Annotated in this window: 17 protein-coding genes and 2 pseudogenes; 11 read left to right on the top strand and 8 right to left on the bottom strand. The window is 70.0% G+C overall.

Features of this window, described 5'->3' with window-relative positions; genetic code table 11:
• Positions 1-14: 14 nt before the first annotated feature.
• The 3 genes and pseudogenes from LCN96_RS57365 to LCN96_RS08635 all read left to right on the top strand — a co-directional run.
• Positions 15-452, top strand: a pseudogene (locus tag LCN96_RS57365) (Gfo/Idh/MocA family protein); the annotation flags it as partial.
• 3 nt (positions 453-455) lie between these two features.
• The gene (locus tag LCN96_RS56485; protein ID WP_263657457.1) at positions 456-1,052 is read left to right on the top strand and encodes a Gfo/Idh/MocA family protein; all 597 of its coding nucleotides are present in this window, start codon (positions 456-458) and stop codon (positions 1,050-1,052) included.
• Positions 1,039-2,148: a zinc-binding dehydrogenase gene (locus LCN96_RS08635; protein ID WP_225272058.1), complete on the top strand. Its 1,110-nt coding sequence runs from the start codon at positions 1,039-1,041 to the stop codon at positions 2,146-2,148. The genes LCN96_RS56485 and LCN96_RS08635 overlap by 14 nt, the downstream gene beginning before the upstream one ends.
• A 9-nt stretch (positions 2,149-2,157) precedes the next feature.
• Here the strand turns inward: LCN96_RS08635 and LCN96_RS57360 are convergent.
• From LCN96_RS57360 to LCN96_RS08625, 3 genes and pseudogenes are all read right to left on the bottom strand, one after another.
• Positions 2,158-3,336, bottom strand: a pseudogene (locus LCN96_RS57360) (MGH1-like glycoside hydrolase domain-containing protein); the annotation flags it as partial.
• A complete protein-coding gene (locus LCN96_RS08630) occupies positions 3,333-4,118 on the bottom strand; it encodes a sugar phosphate isomerase/epimerase family protein (protein WP_225272057.1) in 786 nt (261 codons plus the stop codon). The gene LCN96_RS08630 and the pseudogene LCN96_RS57360, both read right to left, overlap by 4 nt.
• Positions 4,119-4,121: 3 nt before the next feature.
• The gene (locus tag LCN96_RS08625; protein ID WP_225272056.1) at positions 4,122-5,072 is read right to left on the bottom strand and encodes a zinc-dependent alcohol dehydrogenase; all 951 of its coding nucleotides are present in this window, start codon (positions 5,070-5,072) and stop codon (positions 4,122-4,124) included.
• Between the two features lie 191 nt (positions 5,073-5,263).
• On the opposite strand from LCN96_RS08625, the gene LCN96_RS08620 reads away from it, so the two are divergent.
• The 5 genes from LCN96_RS08620 to LCN96_RS08600 are packed head-to-tail and all read left to right on the top strand — an operon-like array spanning position 5,264 to position 10,518.
• The gene (locus LCN96_RS08620) at positions 5,264-6,151 is read left to right on the top strand and encodes a sugar phosphate isomerase/epimerase family protein (RefSeq protein ID WP_225272055.1); all 888 of its coding nucleotides are present in this window, start codon (positions 5,264-5,266) and stop codon (positions 6,149-6,151) included.
• A 32-nt stretch (positions 6,152-6,183) separates the two neighbouring features.
• Entirely contained in the window at positions 6,184-7,557 is a 1,374-nt protein-coding gene (locus LCN96_RS08615; RefSeq protein ID WP_225272054.1) for an ABC transporter substrate-binding protein, read from the top strand.
• A complete protein-coding gene (locus LCN96_RS08610) occupies positions 7,554-8,525 on the top strand; it encodes a carbohydrate ABC transporter permease (RefSeq protein ID WP_225272053.1) in 972 nt (323 codons plus the stop codon). The genes LCN96_RS08615 and LCN96_RS08610 overlap by 4 nt, the downstream gene beginning before the upstream one ends.
• On the top strand, positions 8,512-9,357 hold the full coding sequence (locus LCN96_RS08605) for a carbohydrate ABC transporter permease (RefSeq protein ID WP_225272052.1): 846 nt from the start codon (positions 8,512-8,514) through the stop codon (positions 9,355-9,357). Before LCN96_RS08610 ends, LCN96_RS08605 begins: the two co-directional genes overlap by 14 nt.
• Before the next feature lie 3 nt (positions 9,358-9,360).
• Positions 9,361-10,518: an ROK family transcriptional regulator gene (locus tag LCN96_RS08600; protein WP_225272051.1), complete on the top strand. Its 1,158-nt coding sequence runs from the start codon at positions 9,361-9,363 to the stop codon at positions 10,516-10,518.
• On the opposite strand, the gene LCN96_RS08595 is transcribed toward LCN96_RS08600, so the two are convergent.
• Positions 10,511-11,257, bottom strand: a complete 747-nt coding sequence (locus tag LCN96_RS08595) for a helical backbone metal receptor (RefSeq protein ID WP_225272050.1) — start codon at positions 11,255-11,257, stop codon at positions 10,511-10,513. The two genes, LCN96_RS08600 and LCN96_RS08595, sit on opposite strands and share 8 nt — an antisense overlap.
• Positions 11,258-11,325: 68 nt before the next feature.
• Here LCN96_RS08595 and LCN96_RS08590 point away from each other — a divergent pair, with 68 nt between their 5' ends.
• On the top strand, positions 11,326-12,135 hold the full coding sequence (locus tag LCN96_RS08590; RefSeq protein ID WP_225272049.1) for an SAM-dependent methyltransferase: 810 nt from the start codon (positions 11,326-11,328) through the stop codon (positions 12,133-12,135).
• Positions 12,136-12,139: 4 nt separating this feature from the next.
• Complete coding sequence (locus tag LCN96_RS08585; protein WP_225272048.1) at positions 12,140-13,051, top strand: TIGR03619 family F420-dependent LLM class oxidoreductase; 912 nt, start codon at positions 12,140-12,142, stop codon at positions 13,049-13,051.
• On the opposite strand, the gene tpx is transcribed toward LCN96_RS08585, so the two are convergent.
• Positions 13,044-13,541: a thiol peroxidase gene (gene tpx, locus LCN96_RS08580; RefSeq protein WP_225272047.1), complete on the bottom strand. Its 498-nt coding sequence runs from the start codon at positions 13,539-13,541 to the stop codon at positions 13,044-13,046. The genes LCN96_RS08585 and tpx overlap by 8 nt on opposite strands.
• Before the next feature lie 159 nt (positions 13,542-13,700).
• Positions 13,701-16,886: a fused isobutyryl-CoA mutase/GTPase IcmF gene (icmF, locus tag LCN96_RS08575; RefSeq protein ID WP_225272046.1), complete on the bottom strand. Its 3,186-nt coding sequence runs from the start codon at positions 16,884-16,886 to the stop codon at positions 13,701-13,703.
• Between the two features lie 103 nt (positions 16,887-16,989).
• Here icmF and LCN96_RS08570 point away from each other — a divergent pair, with 103 nt between their 5' ends.
• Positions 16,990-18,042: a glucose 1-dehydrogenase gene (locus tag LCN96_RS08570; protein ID WP_225272045.1), complete on the top strand. Its 1,053-nt coding sequence runs from the start codon at positions 16,990-16,992 to the stop codon at positions 18,040-18,042.
• Positions 18,043-18,124: 82 nt separating this feature from the next.
• Here the strand turns inward: LCN96_RS08570 and LCN96_RS56480 are convergent, their stop codons facing one another.
• Both LCN96_RS56480 and LCN96_RS08560 read right to left on the bottom strand, forming a co-directional pair.
• The gene (locus tag LCN96_RS56480; protein WP_263657456.1) at positions 18,125-19,012 is read right to left on the bottom strand and encodes a CHAP domain-containing protein; all 888 of its coding nucleotides are present in this window, start codon (positions 19,010-19,012) and stop codon (positions 18,125-18,127) included.
• Between the two features lie 181 nt (positions 19,013-19,193).
• Complete coding sequence (locus LCN96_RS08560; RefSeq protein ID WP_225272044.1) at positions 19,194-19,964, bottom strand: PP2C family protein-serine/threonine phosphatase; 771 nt, start codon at positions 19,962-19,964, stop codon at positions 19,194-19,196.
• Positions 19,965-19,986 lie beyond the last annotated feature (22 nt).

Genomic DNA, 19,986 nt, shown 5'->3' with positions numbered 1-19,986 from the left:
TCAGCCCCGATCTCATGAGGTCACGGCTTCTGCCCGGTCTGCTGGGAGTTGAACATGTTTGTTTGATTCCGCACAGACGTGGCATATGCCGGGTTGTGTCCCCTATGACCCGTGTCGGCATCGTAGGTGCCGGAAATGTTGCCGCTCGTCATGCTGACGTCCTGTCCGGGTTCCCCGATGTCACGATCGCTGGGATCGCCGACACAGATTCCCGCAGGGCCGAGGCGCTGGCCTCGAAGCATGGCTCCCCCGCCTATGGCGACCATGCCGACCTGCTCAGTGCGGGCGGTCTTGACGCTGTTTACGTCTGTGTGCCTCCTTTCGCGCACGGTAACCCGGAGCATGACGTTCTGTCGTGCAATCTCCCGATTTTCGTGGAAAAACCCCTTTCGCTAGATCTCAAAACCGCAGAATCCATCGCGTCCGAAATCGAGCGGAGATCCCTCCCCTCGGCGGTGGGCCACCACTGGCGTTACCTGGACATCCTGGGCCAGGCCCGCGACCTGCTCGCCGACCGCCCCGTGCGGCTCGCGCTCGGCCACTGGCTGGACAAAGTGCCGCCCGTGGGATGGTGGCTGGACCCGAGCAGGTCCGGCGGCCAGATCCTGGAACAGGCCGTCCACGTGCTGGACCTGGCGCGGCTGCTGGTGGGCGAGGTGTCCATGGTGCACGCCGTGCCCGCGCACAACCCCGTGGACGGCGAGGTGGACCGGGCCACGGCCGCGGTGCTGCGCTTCACCGGCGGGGCCGCGGGCCTGCTGGCCACCTCCTGCCTGCTCAGCCACAAGCACCGCGTGGGGCTGGAGGTGTGCGCCGACGGCATCGCGCTGGAGGTCAGCGAGACCCGCCTGCTGGTGGACGGCGAGCGGGTGATCGAGGACGACGGCCAGGCGAAGGTGCGGGTGGACCGCGAGTTCATCAACGCCGTGCAGGGCAGGCCGGCCGATGTCCGCGTACCGTACGCGCAGGCGCTGCGCACCCATCGCCTGGCGCTGGCACTGGCACGATCCGCCGTCGAACAGAGGCCGGTGACGCTCGATGATGACCAGTAACGTGCTCAGCATCGACCAGCCGGGCGAGGTCTGCCTGGTCGAGGAGAAGCTGCCCGACGTGCCCGAAGGCGGGTTCCTGGTGCGGACCGTCTACAGCGGGATCTCCGCCGGCACCGAGCTGACCTACGTCAAGGGCACGAACCCCTACTTGTCGGCCACCTGGGACCCGGCGCTCGGGCTCTTCACGGAGGGCGCGCCGTCGGTGTCGTATCCGGTGCGCGGCATCGGCTACATGCAGGTCGGCAGGGTGGTCGAGACGCGGACGCGGGCGGTGCGCGAGGGCGCGCTGGTCGCGATGTGCTACGGGCACCGCACGGCGTACGTGGCCGACCCGCTGACGGACCGGTTCGTGCCGCTGCCGGACGACCTCGACCCGATGCTCGGCATCTACGTCGCTCACATGGGCCCCATCTGCGCCAACGGCCTCCTGCACGCGGCGCACGACCTGCACGGGCCCGCGGTGCGCGACCTCGGCGACGGCGTGCGGGGCCGGCGCGTGGTGGTGGTCGGCGCCGGCGTGGTCGGGCTGCTGACGGCCCTGTTCGCCGTCTCCGGCGGCGCGGCCGAGGTCGTGGTCGTGGACGAGACCCCGGCCAGGCTGGAGATCGCCGCGGCGCTGGGCGTGAACGTGCTGTCCGCCGACGACGACCCCGCCGTGGAGCTCAAGCGCCGCTGGCGGCACGGCCAGAACGACCGCGGCGCCGACGTGGTCTTCCAGTGCCGCGGCCGTCCCCGGGCGCTGGCGCTCGGCCTGCGACTGCTGCGCCCCCAGGGCACCCTGGTGGACCTGGCCTTCTACACCGACGGCGCCGACGAGGTGCGGCTCGGCGAGGAGTTCCACCACAACGGGCTGTCGCTGCGCTGCGCCCAGATCGGCCGGGTGCCGCGCGGGCTGGCCCACGCGTGGGACAGGGAGCGGCTCTCGCACGAGACCGTCTCCCTGCTCAGACGGCACGCGGGCCCGCTACGCGAGCACGTGATCACTGACGTCGTCGGCTTCTCTGACGCGCCTCGGCTCCTGAGCGGCCTGGCGAGCCGGCGGCTTCAGGCCGTTCAGGCTGTGCTCAGCGACGATGTCGAGGACGAGGGCGGCTGACCAGCTGAAGTCCCGGCAGCCGTGACCGCGCAGCGTGAGCGGGTTGAAGTACTCGCGGAAGCCCGACAGGCTCACCGAGCGCAGCATCGCGTCCGCGAGCGTCCCGGCCAGGTCGGGGCGGCGCTCCCGCAGGCCCTGCCAGACCAGCCAGCTCACGTTGACCCAGCTCGGGCCGCGCCAGTAGCGGGCGGGGTCGAACTCGGGTGCATCCAGGGCGTAGCTGGGCAGCGGCATGTCGTTCAGCCCGAACCGGACGAGCGCCGTGCCGATCAGCGCGTCGGCGACCTCCGGCGGCAGGCCGGGCAGCATGAGCGGCGTCAGCCCGGCCACGCTGCTGGAGTCGATCAGGGTGCCGCTGTGCACGTCGCGCGGCTGGAACAGCTTGCCGTCGAACAGGTGCCGCACCATCGCCCGGGTGACGGCCTCGGCCTCGCGCCGGTGCGGCTCGGGGTCGAGGCCGAGCTCCTCGGCGATGCCGGCCAGCGCCGACTCCGCCGACCCGTACGCGGCGTTGAACAGCGGATCCTCGACGTGGAACGCGCCAGGCTCGCGGTAGCCGGATTCGCGATAGGCCTGGGCGAGCTCGACGTACTGGACGTAGTCGCGGTCGGTGGGCCGCTCGTCGGCGCTGACCGTCTGCAGGTCCCTGCGGACGAACCCGGTCGCGCTCGCCTGCACCGCCGCCAGCGGCAGGTCCCACGCCGGGCTGTTGTCCATGCCGGACTCCCAGGGGTGCACGATCGAGATCAGCCCCTCGGCGGAGCGGCGCTGGGTGCGCAGGAACTCCTGCTGCGCCACCAGCCGAGGGTAGATCCGGCGCAGGAACATCGGGTCCGGATCGGCCTGGTGCGTCTTCCACGCGGCCAGCGCGTGCACCGGAGGCTGGACGATGCCGGAGGTCCGCGCCCCGGAGGGGGCCGCCGCCTTCCAGAAGTCGGAGCTCGGGAAGTAGGCGTCCTCGGGCACCTGCGGGTTGAACACGATGTGCGGCACCCTGCCGTCGTGCCACTGGGCCCCGAACAGGCTCAGCAACTCCGTCCTGGCCCTTCGCGGCGACCACCGGGCGTTGCCGATCGCGATGAAGGCGGAGTCCCAGCTCCACTGGTGGGGATAGAGGCGACGGGAGGGGACCGTGTAACTGCCGTCCCAGTTGCTGGCCAGGACGCGCACGGCGTCGCGGAGGATCATAGATACTTCCTCACGAATGCTGCGGTTTGGGGAAGAACGATCTCGGGCTCGCCGCGGAGCCGGCACTCCAGGGCGAGGTAGCCGTCGAAGCCCACGGCGTCGAGCGTGGCGAGCTGCGCGCCCCAGTCGAGGTGCCCGGTGCCCGGCTGGTTCCTGTTGGACTCGCTGATCTGCATGTGCGCGAGGTACGGGGCCGCCTCGATCAGCGCGCGGCAGGGGTCGTCCTCCTCGATGTTCATGTGGTAGGTGTCGCCGACGATCCTGATCGAGTCCATGGCGCAGTACGAGACGGCCTCGGCCAGGGTGTTGACCATGTGGTTCTCGTACCGGTTGAGCGGCTCCAGCATGATCAGCACGCCGTTGCGGTGCGCGTGCTCGCCGAGGATGCCCAGCGCCTCGGCCAGCACCTCGCGGTCCTCCTCCGGGCTGCGTGGCGGCTCGAACGGCGGCAGGCGGCGGGAGAACTGCCCCCAGGAGGCGGGCGTCATGACGCCGATGCCGCCCAGCTCGGCGATGACCGTGAGCTGGGAGCGGAGCTGCTGGATGGCGTCCTTGCGCTTGGCGGGGTCGAAGTCGCCGATGAAGTGCGGCATGTCCACGCACACCGTCGGCATGACCACGCCGTCGGCCAGTGCCCGCTTGAGCTCCGTCAGGCGGCCCGCGAAGTGGAAGTCACCCTTGCCGCGCAGCTCGATGGCGTCGAATCCGGCATCGAGGGCGAACGCGAACTTCTCCTGCAGCGAGCGACCGGGCAGAAGCTGCTCCTGTACGGCGAGCTTCACTGTTTACTCCTTGAATTCGAAGACGAGCTGGAGGACCTCGGACTGGTGCTTGTCGAGCAGGTCGAAGGCCGCGGCGGCGTCTTCGACGGGCATGATGTGGCTGACGAGCTCGCGGGCGTCGACCTCGCCGCGGTGCACGAGCTCCATGAACGTGAGCTGCAGCCGCTCGACGTCCCACCGGTGCGCCAGCCACGAGGCGACGCCGCCGATCTGGGAGGAGACGAGCTGGACCTGGTTGTGGTGGAACTCCTCGCCCAGCCGCAGCCCGATGCCGTCGCCCTGGTAGAAGCCGGCGGCCACGACCCGGCCGCCCTTGCGGACGGTGCGGATCGCCTCGTGCAGGCCGAGGTGGCTGCCGCTGAGCTCGATGACGGTGTCGGCGCCGACGACGCGCTTGCGCATGAACTCGGCCACCGAGCCGGAGGCCACGTCGAACGTCTCGGCCGCGCCGAACTTCCTGGCCAGCTCCAGCCGGTCGGGCAGGGCGTCGGCGGCGACCACGCGGGCGCCGCTGAGCACGGCCAGCCGGGTGGCGAGCAGCCCGATGACGCCCTGGCCGAAGATCGCGATCTGGTCGCCGAGATGCACGTCGGCGGCGTGCACGGCGTTGAGCGCGATGGCGCCCACCCGGGCGAAGACGCCCGTGAGCGGGTCGGCACCGGGCGGCAGGACGTGGCCGACGAGCTTGTCGGCCGGCACGACGGCCTCCGCGCGGTGGCCCCAGATGCCCCACACCAGGCTGCCGACCGGGGGGTCGGCCACATCGGGCGCGGCCTCCACCACCTCGCCGACCTCCTGGTAGCCCCAGCCGCTGAGTGGGTAGGCATGCGTCTGGCCCTCGACGAAGAGCCGGCGATCGATGTCCCACTTACGACTGAGGTAGGGGTTGGTGCCGCGGTAGGCGGTGAGTTCGGTGCCCGCTGAGACTCCTGAATAGAGAGTGCGAACTCGCACTGTGCCCGGCTCTAGCTCGGCGGGCGACTCCAGGCTCACGCGGACCCGGCCTGGCTCTTCGAAGGTGATGACGCGCATTCCCCACACTTACGCTTATTGATCATACAAAAGTCGAAGATTTAGCGTTACTTTGCACACGATAGTTGCGCACGTAACACTCTTAAGTCTACGACTTCCGTCGGAGGTGACTGATGAAATTGGGGTTTCTGACAGCGTGTCTTCCGGAAAGCGACCTTACCGACATTGCTCGCTGGGCCGCTAGCCAGGGCTTCGAGGCTCTGGAAGTGGCCGGCTGGCCGGCGCCGGATGACCGAAATCACATCAGAGTAGATCGTTTCGACGACGCCGAATGCGAGCGGATCCGGCGGATCCTCACGGAGACCGGACTGTCGCTTTCCTCGATCGCCTACTACGAGAACAATCTCCACCCTACGACAGGGAAAGAGGTGAACGCGCACGTCAGGCGGTGTATTGACGCCGCTGCGGCACTCGGCTGCCCGACCGTCGGCACGTTCGTCGGGCGTGATCCAGGGCTGCCGGTCCGCGAGAACCTGGACAGGGCCACTGACGTCTTCGGGCCGCTCGTCGAGCACGCCCGGGTCAACGGCGTCGAGATCGTCATCGAGAACTGCGTGATGAAAAGCTGGCATCCCGATGGTTATCCGGGCAATTTGGCCTACTCGCCCGAACTATGGGAATGGATGTTCACCTTGGGCCTCAAGCTCAACTACGACCCCTCCCATCTGGTCGCGCTCGGCATCGATCCGGTCACGGCGCTCCAGCCGTACGTCGGCAACATCGCGCACGTCCAGGCCAAGGACACGCAGTTCCTTCCAGGACGTATCGACCACTACGGCTTCTACGGCCCGATAAGCGGAGAAAAGGGGTGGTACCGCTTCCGCGTGCCGGGGCTCGGGCAGGTCGACTGGACCCGGGTGATCGACGCGCTCTACGAGGGCGGATACGACGGAGTGGTCTCTGTGGAGCATGAGGATCCCGTGTGGAGCGGCAGCACGGAGAGGGTACAGACCGGTCTCGGAATCGCCTACCGCACGTTGCGGCCTCTTGTGCACGGGTAAGGGCGGCATATCCCCAACCAGAGGAGCGTGCCATGCCGACGAAGGTAACCGCCGTCCTCTCTGTCGCCCTGCTGGCCGCCGCCTCCCTGACGGCCTGCTCGGGCGGCGGCGGCGAGCAGTCGTCAACGAGCAACGAGATCACGGTCTGGACCGAGGAGAACCTCGAGGACCGGATGGCCGTGCAGAACGCGATCGTCGCCGAGTTCACGCAGAAGACCGGCATCAAGGTGAAGCTGGTCGGCGTCGCCGAGGACCAGTTCAGCCAGACCCTCACCGCGGCCGCCGCGGCCGACGACCTGCCCGACGTGATCGGCGCGCTGCCGCTGGCCTCCATCCGCGAGATGGAGGCCAACGACCTGCTCGACACCGAGACCCCCGGCCAGATCGTCGATCGCCTCGGCCGCGACACGTTCTCACCGCGCGCCCTGGAGCTCGACACCTCGGGCGGCAAGCTGCTCGCGGTGCCCAGCGACGGGTGGGCGCAGCTCATCCTCTACCGGAAGGACCTGTTCGAGAAGGCCGGGCTGCAGCCGCCCGACAGCTATGAGGCGCTGGAGGCGGCGGCGGCCAAGCTGAACACCGGCGGGGTCGCCGGCATCACGCTCGCCATCGCGCCTAAGGACTCCTTCACCGCGCAGAGCTTCGAGCACGTGGCGCTCGCGAACAACTGCCAGATGGTGGACAACTCCGGAAACGTCGCCCTCAACTCGCCGCAGTGCGTGAAGTCCTTCGACTTCTACTCGAAGCAGGTGATGAACCACTCCGTCAAGGGCAAGCAGGACGTCGACACCACCAGGGCCACCTACTTCTCGGGCAAGGCGGCCATGATGGTCTGGTCGTCCTTCATCCTCGACGAGATGGCCGGGCTCCGTAAGGACGCGCTGCCGAGCTGCGCGGAATGCCGCGAGGACCCGGAGTGGCTGGCCGAGAACACCGGCGTCGTCACGGCGCTGAAGGGGCCCGACGGGAGCGCGCCCGCCCAGTACGGCGAGATCGTCTCCTGGGCGATCACCAGCGACGCCGCCAAGGAGCCGGCCGCCACGTTCGTCTCGTACATGATGAACGAGGGCTACGTGCGCTGGCTCGGCATGGCGCCGGAGGGCAAGTTCCCCACCCGTAAGGGCTTCGAGGAGCAGTGGAACAAGCTGCCGGCCGGGGTGGACACCAAGAAGCCGCTGGCCGACATCTATCCGGCCGAGGTGCTCGACGCCCTGCGCGCCAGCCCCGACACCTTCGCCCGCTGGGGCATCGCCCAGGGTCAGGGCAAGCTGATCGGCGCCACGATGGGTGAGCTGCCGGTGCCCAAGGCGCTGAGCGCGATCGTCGATGGCACGCTGACGCCGCAGCAGGCCGCCCAGCAGGCCCAGCAGGACGTGGAGACCATCAAGCGCGGGATCCGCCAGTGACCGGGCAGAGCGCGCCGCCACGCCCCAGGCGGGCGGCGCCTCCTCCGCGGCGCAGGCGGCGCGGGCGCACGCTGCGGGAGCAGGAGGCCAGGGCCGGGCTGCTGCTCATCTCCCCCACGCTGATCATCACGCTCGTCGTGGTGGTGCTGCCGCTGCTGTGGGCGATCATGCTGGCGTTCCAGAGCGTGCGGCTGATCAACATCCGCCGGACCGGCGTCTTCGGGCAGTACACGCTGGAGAACTTCACCTACGTCATCTCCGAGCCGGGCTTCTGGACGTCCCTGGCCAACACGCTCGTCTACACGGTGGCCGGCACGGGGCTGTCGATCGTGTTCGGGCTGGTGGCCGCGCTGGCGCTGCGGGAGAGGTTCATGGGCAGGACCCTCATCAGGGCCTCGATCCTGATCCCGTACGTGGCGCCGGTCGTGGCCGTGACGTTCCTGTGGGAGACGATGCTCAACCCCCAGTACGGCATCGTCAACACCTGGCTGAGCGAGCCGATCGCGTTCCTCACGCAGGCCCAGGGCGACTTCCTCGGCTTCAAGATCCCGGTGGCGCTGCTGACGGTGATCCTGTTCGAGGCCTGGCGGTACTTCCCGTTCGCGTTCCTGTTCATCCTGGCCAGGCTGCAGGCCATGCCGGCGGACCTGGAGGAGGCCGCGGTGGTCGACGGGGCCGCGCCGACGCAGCTCTTCCGCTACGTGATCCTGCCGCAGCTGTGGTCGGTGATCGCGCTGCTGGCGGTGCTGCGGTTCGTGTTCACCTTCACCAAGTTCGACGACGTCTACCTGCTGACCGGCGGCGGGGCCGGCACCGAGGTGGTCAGCGTGCGCGTCTACAACTTCCTGACCTCGCGCGACGACATCGGGGCCGCTGCGGCGCAGGCGATCGTGCTGGCCGTCTTCCTGGTCGTCTTCCTGGTCATCTACCTGAGGTTCTTCGCCGGGGGTGAACGTGAGCAGAGATAGGTTCGAGCGCGGGCTGCTCAGGCTGGCCAGGCCACTGGTGATCGCGTTCCTCTTCCTGATCACCGCGTTCCCGTTCTTCTACATGGTGATGCTGTCGGTACGCGACATCCAGGAGCTCATCCTGGAGCCGGGCTCGCTCTGGCCGAGCAGCATCACCCTGGACACGTACGCGAACGTGCTGACCCGGCAGGGGTTCCTGACCTTCCTCAAGAACAGCGCGATCATCTCGGTCGCCTCCGTGGCGGTCACGCTGCTGATCTCGATCCCCGGCGCGTACGCGGTCGCGCGGCTGCGCTTCTTCGGCCGCCGCCAGGTGCACTTCCTCTTCCTGGCGGTGTACCTGTTCCCGGCGATCGTGCTGGCCATCCCGCTGTTCGTGCTGTTCACCATGATCGGGCTGCGCGGGTCGCTGATCGGACTGATCCTCGTGTATATCGCGCAAACGGTGCCCGTCACGGTATACATGCTCCGCAACTACTTCGAGACCGTGCCGCAGAGCGTGGAGGAAGCGGCGGCGATCGACGGGTGCACGAGGTTGTCGACCATCTGGCGCGTGGTGCTGCCGCTGTCCAAGCCGGCGCTGATGGCCACCGGCCTCTACGCGTTCATGATCGCCTGGAACGAGTTCCTGTTCGCTCTGCTCTTCCTGGTGGAGAGGAGGGAGAGCTGGACCGTCTCCCTGGGGCTGTCTCAGCTGGCGGGGAGCATAGAGATCCCGACGACGGTCCTGATGGCTGGATCGGTGGTGCTCACGCTGCCCATCGTGATCGTGTTCTTCGCCAGTGAGCGACTGCTGACGGAGGGCCTCACCGCAGGAGCGGAGAAGGGATAGACCATGCTGACGGCAGGGCAGATCCTCCAGCTCATCCGTGATGGCTCCTGCCGGACCCGCAAGGAACTGATCGAGTTCACCGGCCTGTCCCGGTCGACGATCACTGATCGGGTCGACCGGCTCATCGACGCCGGCTACATCCACGAGTCCGGCGTCGGCACCTCCGGGGGCGGGCGACCGCCCTCGGTGCTCGACGTGGACGCCACCAGGCGCCTGATGCTGGTGGCCGACCTGGGAGCCACCCACGCCAGGGTGGCGCTCACCGACCTGGCCGCCCGGCCCATGGCCGAGGAACGCACGGAGATGCGCATCGAACTCGGCCCCGACGCCGTGCTGTCGTGGGTGCGGGAGGCGTTCCAGCGCATGCTGGACCGGGTGGGGCGGCCGGCGGACGAGGTGTGCGGGATCGGCCTCGACCTGCCCGGCTCGGTCGACCACACGACCGGGCGGGTGATCAGGTCGTTCCTGATGCCCGGCTGGGACGACCACCCGGTGCGCGAGGCGATCGGCACCACCTTCGACGTGCCGATCCTGGTGGAGAACGACGCGAACGCGATGGCGCTGGGCGAGTGGTGGTCGTTCTGGCGCGACACCGACTCGCTGATCCTCATCAAGGTCTCCACCGGCATCGGGACCGGCATCATCCTCGACGGGCAGATCTACCGCGGCGTCGAGGAGGCCGCGGGCAACATCGGGCACGTGCGGCTGCGCGAGACGGACGACCGGGTCTGCACCTGCGGCTCGCGCGGCTGCGTGGCGTCGCTGGCCAGCGGCCACGCCGTGGCGACCGACCTGGGCGTGACCTCCAGCCGCGACGTCGTCAGGCTCGTGCAGGCGGGCGACCCGGAGGCCATCGCCTGTGTCCAGGAGGCCGGGCGCACGCTGGGCGTGGTGCTGGCCACCGCGGTCAGCCTGCTCAACCCGGGCGTGCTGGTGCTGGCCGGGGACATGGCGCAGACCAGGGAGCACTACCTGACCGGCATCAGGGAGATCGTCTACCGGCGCAGCCTGCCGTACACGACCCGGAACCTGGAGATCGTCACCAGCTCGCTCGGCGACCGGGCCGGGATCGTCGGGATGGCGGTGATCGTCATGGAGCACGTGCTCTCCCCCGCCTCCGTGGACGCGGCCCTGGCCGCCAGGGCGGACCTGGTCAACTGAGCGCGCGCAGCAGCAGGGCGGGCGCCTCGACGAGGGAGGGGCCGTACCAGGTGAGCAGCCTGCCGCTGACCGGCGCGCAGCGCAGCCCGGGGAAGGACTCGGGGCCGTCGCTCGGGCTGAACGCGTAGGGCTCGTCGGGCAGCACCACGAGGTCGGGCCGGCGCTCGTTCAGCTCGGCGAGCGGGACCTTGGGGTAGCGCTCGGGGTGGCCGGCGTAGAGGTTGTCGACGCCGAGGCGCCGCAGCACGTCGCCGGTGAAGGTGTCGCGCCCCACCACCATCCACGGCCGGCGCCAGATGGGCACGATCGCCGTCCGTCTCGGCCCGTCGTAGGGCGCCCGCCACGCCTGCCGTGCCCGCGCCAGCCACGCGGGCGGCTCCGTACGGCACGCGACCGCGAACATGCGCTCCAGCGAGGCGAAAGCCTCCTCCACCGTCTCGATCCTGGTCACCCACACCGGCACGCCCGACTCGCGCAGGGCCTCGATGTCGGGCGGCCGGTTCTCCTCGGCGTTGGCCAGCACCACGTCGGGGGCGAGCCGCCTGATCGCGTCGAGGTCGGGGTTCTTGGTGCCCCTGACCCTGGCCACGTCGAGGCCCGGCGGGTGGGAGCACCAGTCGGTCGCCCCGACCAGCGCGCCGGGCAGGGTCGCCGCCACCGACTCGGTCAGCGAGGGCACCAGGGAGACGATGCGCCGCACGGTGCCGGGAATCTTCACGGCGATACCGGTGTCATCCACATCGGTAAGCCTATGATGATCGTTTGTCGGCCCGGGGCCGTAGACTCCGGACCAAAGATCGTTGACTCGTGATCGGGGGACGACGGTTGCAGCGTGAGTCGCTCGGCTTCGATCCGAAGACGCCCAGCGTGGCCAGGCTCCACGACTACTACCTCGGCGGCAAGGACCACTTCCCGGCCGACCGCGCGGCGGCGGAGCGGATCCTGGAGGTGGCCCCCGAGCTGCGGGCGGCGGCCCGGGCCAACCGCGCGTTCCTGGGCCGGGCGGTGCGCTTGCTCGCCGCGTCCGGCGTCGAGCAGTTCCTCGACATCGGCACGGGGCTGCCCGCCCGCGGCAACGTGCACGAGGTGGCCCCCGCGGCGCGGGTGGTCTACGTCGATCGCGACCCCGTGGTGCTCGTGCACGCCAGGGCGCTGCTGGCAGGCCAGGGCGACACGACCGTGGTCAAGGGCGACCTGCGTGAGCCGGAGGCGCTGCTGAAGGATCCCGAGGTGCAGCGGGCGCTCGACTTCGACCGGCCGGTGGGCGTGCTGCTGACGGCGGTCCTGCACCACGTCACCGACGCCGACGGCCCCGAGGAGATCGTCGCGACGCTGCGCGACGCCCTGGCGCCCGGCAGCCACCTGGTGCTGTCGCACGGCACCAGCGAGGCCAGGGCCGCCTTCGTCGAGCGGGCCACCGAGGTCTATCAGGGCGCCGACGCGCCGCTCACGCTGCGCGGGCGGGAGCGGATCGCCGGGCTGTTCCGGGGGTTCGAGCTGGTGGCCCCTGGCCTGGTCTGGCTGCCCGAGTGGCGTCCCGAGCAGGCCGACCTGATCGACTTCGTCGACGGCCCCGAGTCGTCGCTGACCCTGTGCGGCGTGGGCAGGAAGGGCTGAGGCCGTGGAGATCGGGCTGGCCGTGCCGCAGTTCGGCAGGTTCGCGCAGCTGTCCAGCGTGCTGCGGGTGGCACGCGCGGCCGAATCCATGGGCCTGCGCAGCCTGTGGGCGGGCGACCGGCTGCTGACACCGCTGGAGCCGAAGGACCGCTACCCGGGGGGCGACGGCACGATCCCTGAGGCGCACCGGGTCTTCCTCGACCCGTTCGCGGTGCTGTCCGTCGCCGCGTCGGCGACGTCCGCCGTGCGGCTGGGCACCAGCGCGCTCAACGCCTGCTGGTATCCCCCGGCCGTCCTGGCGCGATCGCTCACCACGATCGACCACCTCAGCGGCGGCCGGCTCGAGGCCGGGCTCGGGCTGGGCTGGTCCTCCGACGAGTACGCCGCCGCCGGCGTGCCCTGGCGCGGCCGGGCCCGGCGCTACGAGGCCACGATCGACGCGCTGGAGGCGATCTGGGGCACCGACCCGGTGTCGTACGAGCACGAGCTGTGGACGATCCCGCCCAGCCACATCGAGCCCAAGCCGGTCCGGCGCCCGCCGCTGCACCTGGCCGGCTTCTCCGAGGCGGCGCTGAGCCGCGTCGGGCGCAGGGGCGACGGCTGGCTGACGGCCGCGCTGCCGATCCCCGCCCTCACCTCGATGTGGCGGACCGTGTGCCGCGCCGCGGAGCAGGCCGGCCGCGACCCCGCCGGGCTGCGCATGATCCTGCGCGCCAACCCGCTGGTCACCGAGCACGGCACGCCGCCGAGGAGCGGCACCGTCGCCGAGATCGCCGCCTACCTCGCCGCCGCGGCCGAGGCCGGGGTGCACGAGGTCATCCTGGATCTGCAGCACACCGCCACGAGCGATGAGCACCTGCTCGACCTGGCGGCGGCCTTCCAGGCCGAGCTGGCGGGGCGTCGCGGGCCTACTTGAGCGCGGCCAGGGCGCTGTCGTAGTCGGGCTCCTGGGTGATCTCCGGCACGAGCTCGGAGTAGACCACCTTGTTGTCGCCGTCGAGCACGACCACCGCGCGCGCGGCCAGGCCGGCCAGCGGGCCCGACTCCTGGGCGACGCCGTAGTCGTTGAGGAACTCGCGCCCCCGCATGAGCGACAGCGTGGTCACCTTCTCCAGCCCCTCGGCGCCGCAGAAGCGCTTCTGGGCGAAGGGCAGGTCAGCGGAGACGCACAGCACCGCCACGTCGGGGTGCTCGGCGGCGACCTCGTTGAAGCGGCGCACGGAGGCCGCGCACACCCCGGTGTCGACGCTCGGGAAGATGTTGAGGATCTTGGTCTGCGTGCCGAAGTCCTCCAGCGTGCGCTCGGCCAGATCGGCGCCCACGAGGCGGAACGCGGGCGCGCTGTCGCCGGGCTTCGGGAAGGTGCCGGCCACGGTGATGGGGTTGCCCTTGAAGGTGACGGACATGGAAAGCCTCCTGATAACGATGTTCCACCCAGCATCGTGATCCTATCGGCGCCGCCTATCAGGCCCGGTCGTGGCGGGCCGCGTGCCAGCCGAGCTGGCCGCGCGTGCGCACGCCGGCCTTGACGCCGGTGCCACCGAGCCCCGCCGGCGGCGGATCCCCTACACGTTGCGGCGGTACTGGCCGCCCGCCTCGAACAGCGCGTCGGTGATCTGGCCCAGCGAGCAGTGCCGGACCGCCTCCATCAGCACCGCGAACGCGTTGCCGTCCGACATCGCCACCTCGCGCAGCCGGGCGAGCTGGACGGGCGCCTCGGAGCGGTTGCGCTCGTGGAAGTCGCGCAGCCGCCGCAGCTGCGACTGCTTCTCCTCCTCGGTGCCCCTGGCCAGCTCCAGCTGGTGCGGCGCCGGCTCGTCGGTGTCCTTGGTGAAGGTGTTCACGCCGACGATGGGCAGCGAGCCGTCGTGCTTGCGCATCTCGTACAGCATGGACTCGTCCTGGATCTTGCCGCGCTGGTAGCCGGTCTCCATCGCGCCGAGCACGCCGCCCCGGTCCGACAGCCGTTCGAACTCGCTCAGCACCGCCTCCTCCACCAGGTCCGTCAGCTCCTCGACGATGAACGCGCCCTGCAGCGGGTTCTCGTTCCTGGCCAGGCCCCACTCGCGGTTGATGATGAGCTGGATGGCCATGGCGCGGCGCACGGAGTCGGCCGACGGGGTGGTCACGGCCTCGTCGAAGGCGTTGGTGTGCAGGCTGTTGCAGTTGTCGTAGATGGCGATGAGGGCCTGGAGGGTGGTGCGGATGTCGTTGAAGTTCATCTCCTGGGCGTGCAGGGAGCGGCCCGAGGTCTGGATGTGGTACTTCAGCTTCTGCGAGCGCTCGCCGGCGCCGTAGCGCTCGCGCATGGCCACCGCCCAGATGCGGCGGGCCACCCGGCCGAGCACGCTGTACTCGGGGTCCATGCCGTTGGAGAAGAAGAACGACAGGTTGGGCGCGAAGTCGTCGATCCGCATCCCTCTGGCCAGGTACGCCTCCACGTAGGTGAAGCCGTTGGCCAGGGTGAAGGCGAGCTGGCTGATGGGGTTCGCGCCGGCCTCGGCGATGTGGTAGCCGGAGATCGAGACCGAGTAGAAGTTCCTCACGCCGTTCTCGATGAACCACTGCTGGATGTCGGCCATCATCCGCAGCGAGAACTCGGTGGAGAAGATGCAGGTGTTCTGCCCCTGGTCCTCCTTGAGGATGTCGGCCTGCACCGTGCCCCTGACCGTCGCCAGGGTGCGGGCGCGCAGCTCTTGCTCCTCCTGCTCGTCGGGGTCGCGGCCGTGCTCGCCGCGGAAGCGGTCGAGGGCCTGGTCGACGGCGGCGTTGAGGTAGAAGGCCAGGATGGTCGGGGCCGGGCCGTTGATCGTCATGGACACCGAGGTGTTGGGCGCCGACAGGTCGAAGCCGTCGTAGAGCACCTTCATGTCGTCGAGCGTCGCGATGGAGACCCCCGAAGTGCCGACTTTTCCGTAAATGTCGGGCCGGAGGTCGGGGTCGTGGCCGTACAGCGTCACCGAGTCGAACGCCGTGGACAGCCGGGTCGCGGGCTGCCCCTGCGACAGCAGCTTGAACCGCCTGTTGGTGCGGAACGGGTCGCCCTCGCCGGCGAACATCCGGGTCGGGTCCTCGTCGTCGCGCTTGAACGGGAACACCCCGGCCGTGAACGGGAACAGGCCCGGCAGGTTCTCGCTCCTGAGGAAGCGCAGCAGGTCACCGTGGTCGCTGTAGCGAGGCAGCGCCACCCGGGGGATGCGGTTGCCGGAGAGCGTCTCGCGCCAGAGCGGGGTGTGGATCTCGCGGTCGCGCACCTTCACCACCAGCTCGTCGGCGGTGTAGCGCTCCTTGACGGCGGGCCAGCCGTCGAGCAGCGCGCGGCTCTCGTCCGACAGCTCCCGCCCGGCCCGCTCGATCTCCCGCTCCCCCTCCTCGGTCAGCAGGTCGCGGACGGCGGCCAGCTGCTGGCGGCGCCGCGCCACCTCGGCCTGCGCGAGCGTCTCGGCGTGGTAGGCGCGCACGGTCTCGGCGATGTCGGCCAGGTAGCGCGACCTGGCGGGCGGGACGATGGCGGCCGACGCCTTGGAGACCCGGCCCTCCACCGGCGCGAGCAGCCCCGAGCCCTCGGCGCCGGTCGGCAGCAGCGGCTTGAGGTGGTGGTAGAGGGCGGTGACTCCGGCGTCGTTGTAGCGGGCGGCGATGGTGCCGAAGACCGGCATGTCGTCGGGGGCCGCGCCGAACGCCTCGCGGTTGCGGACGAGCTGGCGGCGCACGTCGCGCAGGGCGTCCTCGGCGCCGCGCCGCTCGAACTTGTTGATCACCACGGCCTCGGCGAAGTCGAGCATGTCGATCTTCTCCAGCTGGGAGGCCGCGCCGAACTCCGGCGTCATCACGTAGATCGGCACGTCCACGTGCGGCACGATGCCCGCGTCGCCCTGGCCGATGCCGGGCGTCTCCACGATCACCAGGTCGTGGCCCGCGGCGCGGCAGGCGGTGATCACGTCGTCGAGGCAGGCGGGCACCTCGTTGGCCGCGCCCCTGGTGGCCAGGGAGCGGAAGTAGGTCTGGGGGCTCAGGCTGTTCATCCTGATGCGGTCGCCGAGCAGGGCACCGCCGCCGCGCCTGCGGGTCGGGTCGATGGCGATGATCGCGATGCGCAGCTTGTCGTCGTTGTCCACGCGGAACCTGCGGACCAGCTCGTCGGTGAGCGAGGACTTGCCGGAGCCGCCCGTACCGGTGATGCCGAGCACGGGAGCCTGCCTGCCGGCCGCGCGCAGGCCCTCGACCAGCCCCTCGGGGGCGCGGCCCGCCTCGATGAGGGTGATCGCGCGGGCCAGCGCGGCCTGGTCGCCGGAGACCACGGCCTCCACCGACGGCGGATCGCCCAGCTCGACGTCGCAGTCCTCGATCAGCTTGTTGATCATGCCGGGCAGGCCGTACCGCTGCCCGTCCTCGGGGGAGAAGATGCGGGTCACGCCGCGCGAGTGCAGCAGCTCGATCTCCTCGGGGACGATCACTCCCCCGCCGCCGCCGTACACCTTCACGTGCCCGGCGCCGCGCTCGCGCAGCAGCTCCACCAGGTAGGAGAAGAACTCCACGTGGCCGCCCTGGTAGGAGCTGATCGCCACGCCCTGGACGTCCTCCTGGATGGCGGCCGTGACGATCTCGTCCACCGAACGGTTGTGCCCGAGGTGGATGACCTCGGCCCCCTGTGACTGGAGGATGCGCCGCATGATGTTGATCGCCGCGTCGTGCCCGTCGAACAGGGCCGCGGCGGTCACGAAACGGACTGGGTGAACCGGGACGTGCACGCCTGATCACTCCTTCGTGGAGGCCTCTCCTCCGAAGATACTAGGACGTCCTACTATTTCCCAAGAGTTGCAGGGTAGGGGGTCTGCGAGGGGGGTGACGCCGATGCGCGCGCTGACGTTCGTACCGGGTGAGAAGGGCACGCTAGAGGTGGCGGAGGTGCCCGACCCGGAGCCGGGGCGGGGCGAACTGCTCGTCGAGGGGCTCGCCCTGGGCATCTGCGGGACCGATCGGGAGCTGGACCAGGCCGAGTACGGCTGGCCGCCGCCCGGCAAGGATCGCATGGTGATCGGGCACGAGTCGCTCGGCCGGGTGCTGGAGTCGCCGGAAGGCTCCGCGTTCTCGCCCGGGGACCTGGTGGTGGGCGTGGTCCGCCGGCCCGACCCGGAGCCATGCGGGGCCTGCAGGCACGGCGAGTTCGACATGTGCCGCAACGGCCGCTACACCGAGCGGGGCATCAAGGAGATCGACGGGTACGGCAGCCAGCGGTGGACCGTCGAGGCCGCCTACGCGGTGCGGCTGGACCCGGCGCTGGCGGACGTCGGCGTGCTGGTCGAGCCCGCGTCGGTGGTGGCCAAGGCGTGGGAGCAGATCGAACGGATCGGCTCGCGCTCCTGGTTCGAGCCGCGCACGCTCCTGGTCACCGGCGCGGGGCCGATCGGGCTGCTGGCGGCGCTGATCGGGCAGCAGCGCGGGATGGAGGTGCACGTGCTCGACCGCGCGCCGCGCGGCCTCAAGTCCGACCTGGTGGAGGCGCTCGGCGGGACCTACCACTCGGACTCCTCCCTGGCGTCCTTCACGCAGGCCAAGCCGGACATCATCATCGAGTGCACGGGGGCGGGGCAGCTCGTCATCGACTCCCTGGTCACCACGTCCGCGGTGGGCATCGTGTGCCTGTGCGGGCTCGCCCCGGGCGGGCGTACGCACCGGGTGGACGCGGGGGTGATCAACCGGGACATCGTCCTGGAGAACGACGTGATCTTCGGCACCGTGAACGCGAACCTCCGGCACTACCGGGACGCGGCGGCGGCGCTGGCGGGGGCGGATCGGGGGTGGCTGGAGCGGTTGATCACGCGGCGGGTTCCGCTGTCACGCGCGCTGGAGGCCTTCGAGGCGGCTCAGGACGATGTCAAGGTGGTCATCGACCTGACGCAGTAGGGAGCCGCGGCTGCGGCGCTCAGGGGCGCACGAGTTGCGGCGCTCAGGGGCGCACGAGTTGCGGTGCTCAGGGGCTCGGTGCTCAGCCGGCGTCGTAGGGCTTGCGGCGCTTGGGCGCGGTGGGCCGTTCCGGCGCTCGCGCGGGCGATCCCGCCGGAACCGGCGCCTTGTCCCGTGGCCGCGCTCGCGCAGGGGCCGGCGCCTTGCCGCTCGCGGAGGCTGCGGCCTTGCCGTTCGCGGGAGCTGGCGGCTTGCCGTTCGCGGGAGGCTGCGCGAGCGGATTCCTGGGTGAGGGAACGCGGGGCCCGGCCGGCGGGACCGGCCCGCGGGAGGACCGCAACGGCAGCCACGACAGGCGCCGATGGCTGCCCCGCCGCCGCCCCGTGACGCGTAAGGAGAGCACGATCGTCATCAGCACCATCGCGGCCAGCAACGCGGGCGGCGTGCCCAGCACGTCCAGCGGCGACCCCTGCCCGGTCTCGGACCTCGGGGGCGCCACGAAGGGCCGCTCGGTGGACCGGATCTCGTCCAGCCGCTCCAGGTTGCCCTTGACCATGCGCGGCAGGCCGTACCCCACGACCTTGTCCGTGTCCCTGGTCTTGCGCTTGAGCCAGACCCGGTCCACGTTCGCCTCGATGGTGTGGATCTTCTTGCCCTCGACCCGCTCGACGACCCCGACGTGGTCGATGCCCTTGTAGCTCTTGCCCCCGCGCCAGTCGAAGAAGACCAGTGCTCCCGGCTCGGGCTGACGGCTCCAGGCGTTCTGCTGGATGAACCAGGCCGCGTGGGAAGGGGTCCAGGCGAACTCGCCGACGTAGTCGGAGAGGCCGGCCTTGTTCGCGGCCCAGGCGAGGAACATGTCACACCAGGGCGCGTCGCGGTACTGGGTGTCTTGGACGCGATCCGCGTACCACTGACCGAACTTGGTGAGCTGGCCGCTCTTCTCCTTGTAACCGAGTTCCTGCCGCACCGTTTTCAGCAGCTCGTCCGCGATCGGGTCCAGGGTGACTCCTCCCAGAAAACCGACAAATCACGATGGACTGTAGTAGCGCCATCGCGGAATTGCGCGTATCACCCGGAAAGTGTCTGGTTGTGAGCAGAAATTGTGCGTATGTGGCTCCTGTGACTGGTGAGACGACGTACTACTCTCGTTAGGAGCCGGCGCCCACCCGGTAGACACCCTCGTCACCCATGCCGGGCGCGACCACGTCGGCCACGATCACGGTGACGTTGTCCGGCGAACCTCCCTCGTTCGCCAGATCGATGAGCCGCTGGACGCACGCCGCCGGGTCTGTCACCGTGGTCAGCACTTCGTGCAGCATCTCGGGCCCGAGCACGGTCGTGAGCCCGTCGGAGCAGAGGAGGTAGCGATCATCAGGCTCGGCTTCGCGCAGCGCCATGTCGGGCTCCGCCCTGCCTTCGCTGCCCAGCACCCGCAGCACCATCGAGCGGCGGGGGTGCACAGCGGCTTGATCCTCCGTTATCCGGCCTTCGTCCACCATCGACTGCACAAGTGTGTGATCCTTGGTCATCTGGTAGAGCGCGCCATCGCGAAGCAAGTATCCGCGGGAGTCACCGAGATGAGCCAGGGCGAAGTGGTAGCCATCCCACAGCATGGCGGTCACCGTGGTCCCCATGCCCCTGCGCGCGGGGTCGATGTCGGCCAGCTCGACCAGCCTGCGGGCCGCCTCGTGCACGGCGCCCTCCAGGGCCGCCTCCAGGTCCGAGCCCGTCTCGGGAAGCGTGGCATCCAGCTCGCGCATGACGGCGATCGCCGCCGAGCTCGCCAGCTCGCCGGCCGCGTGTCCACCCATCCCGTCAGCCACCACGAGCAACCGGCCGCTCGCGTAGCCAGAATCCTCGTTCTGCTCCCTGCGGCGGCCCACATCTGATCCGGCGGCATAGCGGATGTTGTGCTTCATACCCTGCAGTAAATCATTGGTT

Source organism: Nonomuraea gerenzanensis, assembly GCF_020215645.1.
GTDB lineage: Bacteria > Actinomycetota > Actinomycetes > Streptosporangiales > Streptosporangiaceae > Nonomuraea > Nonomuraea gerenzanensis.
Note: the sequence above shows the minus strand (reverse complement) of the source record. Positions and strands in the feature narration are given on the sequence as shown.